Origin of the sequence: Candidatus Ulvibacter alkanivorans (assembly GCF_003333325.1) — a bacterium.
Lineage (GTDB): Bacteria > Bacteroidota > Bacteroidia > Flavobacteriales > Flavobacteriaceae > Ulvibacter_A > Ulvibacter_A alkanivorans.
Map to the genome: position 1 here is coordinate 1 of NZ_QOLC01000110.1, position 9,543 is coordinate 9,543.

The window sequence follows — 9,543 nt, forward strand, 5'->3', positions numbered from 1 at the left end:
AAAGTAATTCTCTTTTTTTCAGTATTTTACAATAACAAATAAAAATATTGAAAATGAGAAAAATTACTACAATTATCGCAACCGTGCTAATGGTTTCTGCCGGCTATGCACAAAATACATTTGAACTCGATTGGGAACAAGGCGTAAACGGCGCTTCTGCGAGCTTTACTGTTGAAATTGGTGATACAGTTCGTTGGACATGGGCCAATGGAGCTCCTCATAGTGTAACGAGTCAGCCCGGGAGTGCTCAAGTCTTCGATAGTGGTGTCATCACCGGCATGGGAACCGAATACGAAGTTACATTTGTTACCGATGGAGAGAACACCTACTTATGCGAGGTACATCCGGGTTCTATGTTCGGAACGATCACTGTCGAACCCGAACTTTCAGTACAAGATAAATTTGAACGCAATGTTAAGTTTTATCCGAATCCGGTCGATGACGAATTAACGATTGCTTCTTTATACCGTTTAGATGCGTACGAAATCTATACCATAACCGGAAAAAAAGTAGGTCAAGGTGCAGGTGAAGGTACCTACACACATCTTAATACATCATATCTTGAAAGCGGAGTATACTTTGTAAAGGTTACTTCGGAAGGCTTAACGGCAACACTTCGACTTATTAAAAGATAGTAGCCAAAATTTTAAAATATTTCCCTTTAGTTGCGGTTAAAGTGCGGTGACTGTTCTTCTTCTACTGCGGTGATAAAATAGTTGGTATCTCCCCAAAAGAAGAAGGTGTCGAAGCGCTCAATATAGGTGAGCTTTACATAGCGTCCTTGGTATTCTTGTAGTTGTTCAATAACCTCTTCGTGTTTATCTAACACCGAAAACTCGAAGATCTGAGCGCCGCTAATACCTTGACTTATCTCACCTTCCCAAGTCTTTACTATTACACCTTTATTGCTAAACTTAATTAGTTCTCCTGCGCGGGTCCCTTCGCTATAGGGTACAAAATAGACAAAGGCAAAGTATAATAAGTATAACGCCAAAATACTGCCAAGTATAATAAAAAGGATCTTTTTCATTTTCCGAAGTTACAGAATATCCTCCACAAAGAATATCGAATTATTATTAAGGTCGTAAAATCCAAATTCATTGGTGTTCCAAGCCGTTTTCATTCTAAGTTTACTTTGTTTTACAGTGCCTCGCGCAACCAATTCATCAAAAATTGGTCTAATGTTTTCTACAAAAATTCGTACCACAGATCCACCTAACAGTGGATCATCCTCGGTGTCGGCATGCCATTGTAAATGCAAATACATCGTATCTCGTGTTATGCCTGCATACATCGAATCACCAAAAGCTTTTTTAAATCCGACCTGTGTCTCATACCAAGCCAAGTCGCGCTCCATATTTGCGGTAGGGAGTACCGGAACCGTTTGTAAAAAGGTGGTTTTATTCACTTTCATCCTCCTCAGCTCTCTTTAACAACTTTTCATCTATGTGTTTACTGGCCTTAGCTCCTAACTTCTTGAGCTTCTCTACCCGTTTAATTAGATTGCCTCGACCGGTTAATTTTTTCATGGCATTCTCATAACTTCCTTGTACGGTACCAATTTGCTTGCCTACTTTAATGAGCTCATCTGTTAAATTTGTAAAACTATCGTAAAGTGCACCTGCTTGTGTCGCGATCTCAATGGCATTCTGCTGTTGTTTTTCATTGGTCCACATACTGTCGATAGTTCGTAAAGTGGCAAGTAATGTTGAGGGGGTCACGATCACAATGTTCTTTTCGAAGGCCCAGTTGTAAAGGTTCGCATCCTGATTTATGGCTACGGCAAAAGCAGGCTCTATGGGAACAAAAAGTAGTACAAAATCGGGACTTTCGATTTTATAGATATCTTGATAGTTCTTGGCACTTAGTTGATCGATATGTTTTCTAAGCGATGCGATATGCTCTTTTAAATATCGTGCGCGCTGGTCTTCCTCCTCTTCGTTCACAAACCGTTCGTAGGCGACCAAAGACACTTTCGAGTCAATGACCATCTTTTTGTTGTCTGGAAGGTAAAGTACCACATCCGGTAGAACGCGTCGCCCGTCGTCGGTGGTAAAACTATTTTGGACAAAATACTCTCTGTCTTTTTCAAGACCACTCTTCTCTAAGACACGCTCTAACACCAATTCGCCCCAGTTTCCTTGTATCTTACTATCTCCCTTTAAGGCTTTGGTTAAATTGGTCGCTTCTTTGCTCATTTGTTCGTTGAGCTCCTTTAAACCAATGATCTGTTGTCGTAACATCGCATGCCGGTCGATGCTTTCCTTATGAGTGTCTTCTACGCGCTTTTCGAATGTTTTTATTTTTTCAGAAAGCGGATTCAATAGGATCTCTAAGCTCTCTTTGTTCTGTTTGGTGAACTTAGTAGACTTTTCATCTAAGATCTTATTAGCCAAATTCTCGAATTCTTTGGTAAACTTTTCCTGTAGCTTTTCTACTTCCGCTTTCTGCTCTCTATTCTTTTGTTCCAAATTATCAAACTCGGTATTCCTGCGAATAAGTTCGCTATTCAAGAAATCTTTCTCTTTTCGCAGCGCTTCTCGTTCTTCGACGAGATGTTCTAGACGTTCCTCTAATTTTTCTTCTTGATGTTGCGCTTGAGAGAGTCGCTCCTCTAATTTCCCCGTTTCCGATTTTTGCTTAAGCCGAGCAAAGAGGTTGCCTACAAAAGCGCCAACCAGTACACAGACGGAGGCCAAGAGTAAAAAAAGCAAGGTTTCATTCATTAGTGTAGCACTTTTTTGATAGGTAAATATACTTATTTCTTAATGGTAAATCGTCCTGTTGCAGCATCGAAATCGATGGTTTCCTTCGGAAAAAGCGCATCAAATCTTCCTGCTTGGATCAACTTACACGGACTGTCATAATACGTAGCTTCCGAAGTCATTACCAATAATTTATCGGTCAATTGAATTGCAAGATCGATCTCATGCGTTGAAAACAAAATAGTTTTACCCGTTTCTGAAGCCAACGATTTTAATAATTTTAGAATGTAGGCTCTGTGGTATAAATCTAAATGTGTAGTGGGCTCATCTAGAATGATCAACGGAGTGTCTTGGGCCAAGGCCCTTGCGATGGCCACTCGTTGTAACTGGCCATCACTTAGCTCATAACAATTGCGATCTTTTAATTTAACGGTATCTGTTACCAATAAAGCATTGTCTACAGCTTCAATATCTACTGTCGTAAATTTACCCATCCAATTAGTGTAGGGTTGCCTACCTAAGGATACAAATTCTTGAACGGTTACATTTTTAGAGGCAGGACTTTCCGTAAGAACTACACTTATCTGTGAAGCGAGTTGTAAGCTTGTATATTCCTCCAGATCCTTGCCATTCAATGATATGGTCCCATGTATGGGCTTTTGCATGCTTGTTAGCGTGCGAAGCAGTGTAGATTTACCTATTCCATTAGCACCTACCAATCCTACAAGTTGTCCTTCGGAAAGGGAAAAAGCAAGATCTTTGGCTACGACAGTATCTCTCTTCTTTGAAGTATAGCCTATAGTAAGACCCTCGACTTCTAATATGCTATGTGTTCTTTCCGAAGCCATTAAAACAATAATTTACGTTTTCGAACTAATAACCAAATTACCACAGGTGCCCCTAATAAAGAGGTGATAGCATTAATTGGTAGGGTGTATTCGGTAAAGGGTAGTTGGGCTACGGTGTCGCAAACGAGCATTAAAATACTACCCGAAAGCAATACGGCCGGAAGCAAAATAAAGTGATTGGAACTGGTCACATATTGACGTGTAAGATGTGGCACTGCCAATCCAACAAAAGCAATAGGCCCGGCAAATGCAGTGATACTTCCTGCTAAAATACTTGTAGCAACGATGATCAAAAAAGTAGTTCGTTTTATACGCACTCCCATGCTTTTCGCATAATTTTCTCCCAACAACAACGCATTTAAAGATTTACTGCCAAAAATACTTAGGGTTAAACCTATCACAAAACACACCAAAAGAATAAAAACGCCCTGCCAAGATTGGTTGCCCAAACTTCCGAAGCTCCAAAAGATATATTGTTGTAATTTTTCGGCATTGCTAAAATATGAAAGTACCGCTACGACTGCTGCGGTAACGCTTCCGAACATGAGTCCGATGATCAAGATCGCCATAGTATCCTTCACCCGAAACGTAACGGCCAATACCGCTAATAATACCAAGAAACTTCCAAATGCTGATGCGATCACTAAACTCCATTCGCTTAGCAAGAAGTTTCCGAAGAAACCACCAAAAGCGCCCGCGCCTAAAATTAATATGGCAACTCCTAAACTGGCACCACTGCTCAATCCTAAAACAAAAGGTCCTGCCAACGGATTTCGAAATAGAGTTTGCATTAGCAGACCTGAAACTGCGAGCCCGCCACCGGCTACTATTGCTGTTATGGCCTTTGGTAACCGATAATCGAGTATGATATAATTCCAGGCATCTTTACTGGCATCTCCGCCAAACAAGCCTGATATAACGTCTGGCAGGGGAATGGCTACCGATCCCAAACTGATGTTCGCTAAAAAAGTTAGGAGTAACAATAGCCCTAAGATCACGAAAAAACTGCGATATGTTCGAGTAGTTTGCACTATTCCAATGTACTGAAAAAATACAAGTTGTGATCGGGAAGCAAGTTAGGATGCAGGATCTTTATAATATCTTTTAAAACGATGTCGGGACGGTTAGGGGCCAATTCGTAATATAGCACACCGCCATTAGGTCCTTTTTTATTGGTAAAACTAAACACTTTCTGCTGTTGGAAGGCATTAAATTGTGCGTAGACCGAATGCGCTTCCTGCAGTTGCTTCAAACTTGTAAACTGTCCGGGACCAATCCAATAATCGGCATCTTGCCCTTTATCTAATACGGCTTCTAAATTAGCCGAAATACTACCCGTGCCTTCAGTATCACTCCAAAGGTAGTTGCCGTTAGCATCGGCAATGAACTGTGCCGCCCAACTATCTCCTTGTGGCAGATACCACACATCTTTATACATAGCGCCACTTAAAACGGTGGGCTGTGTAGTCGCATTTTTTGCGATCTTTTTTGCTGTGCGATATTCAGTTTCGATAGTGTTGAAAATACTGTCTGCCTGTTGCTCCTTTCCAAATAGCAAACCAAAGAATTTGATCCATTCAGCCTTACCCAGCGGATGCGTTTCGGTCCAATCGGCATTGTAGACTACCGGAATTCCTGTTTTTTGAATCGTGCTAAAGGTGGTATTGTTCCCATCTACGGCAAAGCCAACGACCACATCGGGATCGAGCTCGATTAGCACCTCTGTATTAATGTCTTCATTCTTGCCTAATTCCTTCACATTTCCGTCGGAAATTAATTTTCGAGTGGCTTCGGAAGAGATATAATCTAAGTTTGGAAATCCGATAAGGGATTCAGAAACTTGAAGCATTTCAAGCGATGGGATGTGTGTGGTCGAAGTAACTACTATGGTCTCTACGGGAATGTTTATAACAGCATCAAAGGTTTCCGAAGCAGGCAATACCGACTTGTCATCTACTAGGGCATAGGTAAATTGTTTGTCGGCACCCGGCCACGGATTCGTTAAGGTGATCACCTTATACGCATCTTGTTGTTGCACAGTAAATCCGTTGGCATAGGTAACGGTTGTTGCGATCTTTTCTTCGGAAACGGTAGTGGTGTTTTTTTTGGTTTCCGAATTACAACCAACTAATATTAAAACGAAGATAAATAGGAAGCAGAATTTTTGCATGCTCAAAAATAATAGTTTTTACTAGTCGAGCGTAGTAAATAAATCTTATTTTCGCGTTGAATTTTGGTGAGTAGCTTTTCCGAAGCAAAAACTCTTAAAAGGGAATTCAGTGAAGATCTGAAGCTGTTCCCGCAACTGTAAGCCGTCCATTTTATGTGGATCGTGTGATTCTTCAATTACCACTGCCAATATTAAATTGGTGGGAAGGTGCACACAAGAGGTGAGCCAGGAGACCTGCCTAAATTCGTATTGTTAAACTTTCGGGATAAAAGTTTAGAGGATAAATTCCACGGTTTATTGTACGGTATTAGAACTTTAATTTCTGCTATGGTGCATGGTTTAACTTGTGTGACTTTCGAATCTCTTTTTACCGTTTTTATGAATTAAAAATGAAAAAACTAGTACTTACAGCAATCCTATGTGCGGGAGGTTTATTACATGCACAAAACAACAAGGTGTTCGAGCAACTAGACTCGGTACTCATCGCTACAAAGATTCCGGTATCGGTCAAGAACAGTGGAAAAGTTACCACTACTATTTCGGCAGCAACTCTTGAACGAAGTGCAGGTAAATCGATTGCGCAATTGATCAACGAGGTTTCGGGTATCGAGATCAATGGAAGTCGGAGTAACGACGGACAAAACTTAGGCTATTTTATTCGTGGCGGTAGAAATCGTCAAGTAGTGATATTGATCGATGGGGTGCCGTTAACCGATCCTTCTCAGATCTCCAACGACTATGATTTGAGATTAGTGCCGTCGTCCAATATCGAGAAGATAGAAATCATTAAAGGAGCCTCCAGCGTACTGTATGGGAGTGGTGCTGCCACAGCGGTCATTAGTATAACCACAAAAAAAGCCGCTAAGGATGAAGTATCGGCTACGATCACAAGCACGGTGGGAAGCAATCGTGCTTCGGAAGATTCAGATGACCTTTCGTTAGATGCGTTCACCAATTTTGTCACGGTAAATGGGACCCTAAATCGATTCTTCTATAATGCTACATTCGGCAATCGCTATACCGATGGGATTTCGGCAGTTGAAGCACCGGAAAACGAACCAGCTTTCGAGAGCGATGTGTTTAATAGATATAATGGTCGCCTTAATTTAGGATATCATATAACCGATGATATTACGATAAGCCAATTTATTAGTTTTGATAAATTTAAAGCAGATTTTGATGAATTTAGCTATGTAGATGCTGAGAACCGTTCGATCACCGAACAAATAAAGACCGGCGGTCATTTTGAATGGAAATATGCAAAAGGAACCTATGTATTTAATGACAGCTATACTTGGATCGAACGTGAAATAGCCTCTTCGTTTCCCGCCAAATACGATTCTAAATCGTATGCAATGGATAACTATTTGACCTATAATTTTTCTGATAAGTTAACCGCGCTGGTAGGCTTAAACCTTGTGTTTAGTAGCTTTAATTCGTTTACCATACCTTTTGGTGAGACTAGTTTTTCGCAAGATGTTTCAGAAGAGGAAGCCAATTTCGATATTATAGATCCGTATTTAAATTTGGTATACCAAACGAATTTTGGACTACATATTAATGCGGGTGCAAGAGTAAACATACACAGTGTGTACGATACAAATGTGGTTTATAATCTGAATCCTTCTTATGCTATTGACTTCGGAAATACTACGCTTAAATTTTTAAGTTCGTATAGCACGGCCTATATCACTCCATCCTTATTTCAGTTGTATGATCCTCTCTACGGAAACGAAGAATTACAGCCCGAAGAAGATCGAACTATTGAAGGTGGGATAGCGTTTTTTACTGGAAAGGACTTTAGAATTAGCGCTGTCTACTTTAATAGAAATGAAATGAACTATGTGGACTTCGTTACGGTCGATCCGGATCTTTTCATTTTCCAATATCGAAATATTGATGAGGAATTTGAAACTAACGGATTTGAAGTAGAACTGTATAAGCAGCTTACAGAGCAAATAGATTTTTCGGCAAATTATACCAATACACAAGCAGATGAACGGTTCGCATTGCGCATTCCTGAACATAAGATCAATGCCGACCTAACGTACGATATCATGCCTAATACGAGCATAGGAGTTCAATTTCAGTTTAACAGTGAACGAACCGATTCATTTTTTAATCCAACTACTTTCGAAAATGAAACCATTACACTCGACTCGTATAGTTTGACCGATGTCAACTTCTCATCACAGTTAAGTGCTACGATTCGAGTTTTTGCCAATGTTTCTAATATATTCAATACCGAGTATGAAGAATTATATAGATTCCAAACGTTGGGTCGAAATGTGCGTATAGGATTTACGATCAGTTTATAAAAGAACATCGAGTTGTATTTGTTGATACAACTCGATGTTTCCGAAAGAATTTTATTCTTGTTCAGCGATCATTAATTGATAAAGCGGTGATGTTGCTTTGCTTTCAGAGATAACTTCCAATTGCGGTATGTTTTTGTTTGGAGCGGCACGTGTTGGAAAAATTTGATTTAATGCAGCAGCCAATAATGGTTCATCCGGATCTCCTAAGGTACCTAAATTGCTAAAATCTTCACTTATCTCAACATCGGGTTGAAGCCCATTGTCGTAATCGGTATTGCCTGCAACGTTCGCTGTTTTAAACACTAACGGGAGCATGGCGTAGGTGTGCGCAGGATTTGCCTCGTTTCGAGAAAAATTAGGTGCAGGAGCATCGTACAGCAAGAATGATGCTTGATATTTTCCTGTCGTGGCTTCACCAACCTGATTCAAATCAATATAAGGCGTAAGGCCGTTAATAAGTAGTTCACTTGCCGATGCTGTTCGGCTGGACGTGATAAAATATACCTGATCTAAGTTTAAACTATTGATTGCCTCTCCCGTTGTACTAATACTAGAGTCGAATAACCCCGGACTAGCAAATTCTTCTTGGCGATCATCGTTCCATTCTTCATTGTAAAATACTTGACCGTTAAACTGACCTGTGATCATTGAGGCAAGGTCGGTAGCTGTTTCAACAGAGCCTCCGCCGTTATATCGTAGATCGATGATTAATTGGGTAACCCCATCTGCTTGAAACTGGGCAAAAGCGGCGTTTAGTTCCGGTGCAAAACTTCGAATAAATGAATTATACATAAGGTATCCCACTTGTTGTCCTTCGATCGTGAGTGTATTTGCAATAAAGACCGGATTTTCGGTGTATTGTTCTTTGGTGAGGGTTACACTTTCCCCCGTAGGCGTTACATCGTTCCCATCGAAATCGGCCAACCCTATGGTGTACGTTTCCGAAGCAAAAACAGAGGTGTCTACAGTAAGATTGCCATTACCGTCGGGTATGGCGACCAACTGTTGGCCATCTACCGTGTTAAAAATTTCGCCGCGTTCCAGACCCATCGCCTCTGCACTCGTATTAGGGAGTACATAACGAACATAGCCAAATACATTATTACTGCCATCGGGATAGAGGACTAAGCCGTATTCCATACCATTACTCCGACTTACACCGCTTAACGCATTCTCTAGCGCAATGTAATCGTCTACAAGTATACTAAATCGATCTTGGGGTGCTCTCAGATAATTGAACAGCGATTCGGGTGAGTCGTAATTATCTAAGAACGCGTTTAATTCCTCCTGATTGGCAAAGGCATCGTTGGCCAATTCGGGTGTAGCCGATTTGTACAGGTAGTAATAATTTAGCCCACTATAAATAAAATTTTGAATATCTAAGGTGGAAGCGACCTGCTCGTTGTCATCTAGATCTTCAAAACATGCTGTAAATAAAAATGAGATGGTTAAAAGAAATAGAAATGCTTTCTTATTCATGGTAATTTTTTCTTAATGTGTCC

General features: G+C 40.5%; 9 protein-coding genes and 1 riboswitch. Of the genes, 2 read left to right on the top strand and 7 right to left on the bottom strand.

The genetic code is table 11. The annotated features are described in order from the left end of the window. Positions 1 to 53 precede the first annotated feature (53 nt). The gene (locus tag DWA30_RS12690; RefSeq protein WP_114492909.1) at positions 54 to 635 is read left to right on the top strand and encodes a T9SS type A sorting domain-containing protein; all 582 of its coding nucleotides are present in this window, start codon (positions 54 to 56) and stop codon (positions 633 to 635) included. A gap of 26 nt (positions 636 to 661) precedes the next feature. Here DWA30_RS12690 and DWA30_RS12695 read toward each other — a convergent pair whose 3' ends face one another. The 6 genes from DWA30_RS12695 to DWA30_RS12720 are packed head-to-tail and all read right to left on the bottom strand — an operon-like array spanning position 662 to position 5,723. Then, positions 662 to 1,030, bottom strand: a complete 369-nt coding sequence (locus tag DWA30_RS12695) for a 6-phosphogluconate dehydrogenase (RefSeq protein WP_114492910.1) — start codon at positions 1,028 to 1,030, stop codon at positions 662 to 664. A gap of 9 nt (positions 1,031 to 1,039) precedes the next feature. Continuing rightward, positions 1,040 to 1,414: a VOC family protein gene (locus tag DWA30_RS12700; RefSeq protein WP_114492911.1), complete on the bottom strand. Its 375-nt coding sequence runs from the start codon at positions 1,412 to 1,414 to the stop codon at positions 1,040 to 1,042. After that, complete coding sequence (locus DWA30_RS12705; RefSeq protein WP_114492912.1) at positions 1,401 to 2,726, bottom strand: DNA recombination protein RmuC; 1,326 nt, start codon at positions 2,724 to 2,726, stop codon at positions 1,401 to 1,403. The genes DWA30_RS12700 and DWA30_RS12705 overlap by 14 nt, the downstream gene beginning before the upstream one ends. Positions 2,727 to 2,758: 32 nt before the next feature. Continuing rightward, positions 2,759 to 3,553: an ABC transporter ATP-binding protein gene (locus DWA30_RS12710; protein ID WP_114492913.1), complete on the bottom strand. Its 795-nt coding sequence runs from the start codon at positions 3,551 to 3,553 to the stop codon at positions 2,759 to 2,761. Then, entirely contained in the window at positions 3,553 to 4,584 is a 1,032-nt protein-coding gene (locus tag DWA30_RS12715; RefSeq protein WP_114492914.1) for a FecCD family ABC transporter permease, read from the bottom strand. The genes DWA30_RS12710 and DWA30_RS12715 overlap by 1 nt, the downstream gene beginning before the upstream one ends. Continuing rightward, positions 4,584 to 5,723 (bottom strand): ABC transporter substrate-binding protein, encoded by a 1,140-nt coding sequence (locus DWA30_RS12720; protein WP_114492915.1) that lies wholly within the window; start codon positions 5,721 to 5,723, stop codon positions 4,584 to 4,586. The genes DWA30_RS12715 and DWA30_RS12720 overlap by 1 nt, the downstream gene beginning before the upstream one ends. A gap of 47 nt (positions 5,724 to 5,770) precedes the next feature. Next, positions 5,771 to 5,979: riboswitch (cobalamin riboswitch) on the top strand. A 133-nt stretch (positions 5,980 to 6,112) separates the two neighbouring features. Here DWA30_RS12720 and DWA30_RS12725 point away from each other — a divergent pair. Continuing rightward, positions 6,113 to 8,041, top strand: a complete 1,929-nt coding sequence (locus tag DWA30_RS12725; protein ID WP_114492916.1) for a TonB-dependent receptor plug domain-containing protein — start codon at positions 6,113 to 6,115, stop codon at positions 8,039 to 8,041. Positions 8,042 to 8,092: 51 nt separating this feature from the next. Here the strand turns inward: DWA30_RS12725 and DWA30_RS12730 are convergent, their stop codons facing one another. Continuing rightward, positions 8,093 to 9,520, bottom strand: coding sequence for a GFO_1087 family putative carboxy terminal peptidase (locus tag DWA30_RS12730; RefSeq protein WP_114492917.1), 1,428 nt, complete (start codon positions 9,518 to 9,520; stop codon positions 8,093 to 8,095). Between the last annotated feature and the right edge of the window lie 23 nt (positions 9,521 to 9,543).

What these genes read in the sequence shown, in the direction of transcription:
- DWA30_RS12690 (WP_114492909.1), top strand. Translation starts at nt 54, where the DNA reads ATGAGAAAAATTACTACAATTATCGCAACCGTGCTAATGGTTTCTGCC.
- DWA30_RS12695 (WP_114492910.1), bottom strand. Translation starts at nt 1,030, where the DNA reads ATGAAAAAGATCCTTTTTATTATACTTGGCAGTATTTTGGCGTTATAC.
- DWA30_RS12700 (WP_114492911.1), bottom strand. Translation starts at nt 1,414, where the DNA reads ATGAAAGTGAATAAAACCACCTTTTTACAAACGGTTCCGGTACTCCCT.
- DWA30_RS12705 (WP_114492912.1), bottom strand. Translation starts at nt 2,726, where the DNA reads ATGAATGAAACCTTGCTTTTTTTACTCTTGGCCTCCGTCTGTGTACTG.
- DWA30_RS12710 (WP_114492913.1), bottom strand. Translation starts at nt 3,553, where the DNA reads ATGGCTTCGGAAAGAACACATAGCATATTAGAAGTCGAGGGTCTTACT.
- DWA30_RS12720 (WP_114492915.1), bottom strand. Translation starts at nt 5,723, where the DNA reads ATGCAAAAATTCTGCTTCCTATTTATCTTCGTTTTAATATTAGTTGGT.
- DWA30_RS12725 (WP_114492916.1), top strand. Translation starts at nt 6,113, where the DNA reads ATGAAAAAACTAGTACTTACAGCAATCCTATGTGCGGGAGGTTTATTA.
- DWA30_RS12730 (WP_114492917.1), bottom strand. Translation starts at nt 9,520, where the DNA reads ATGAATAAGAAAGCATTTCTATTTCTTTTAACCATCTCATTTTTATTT.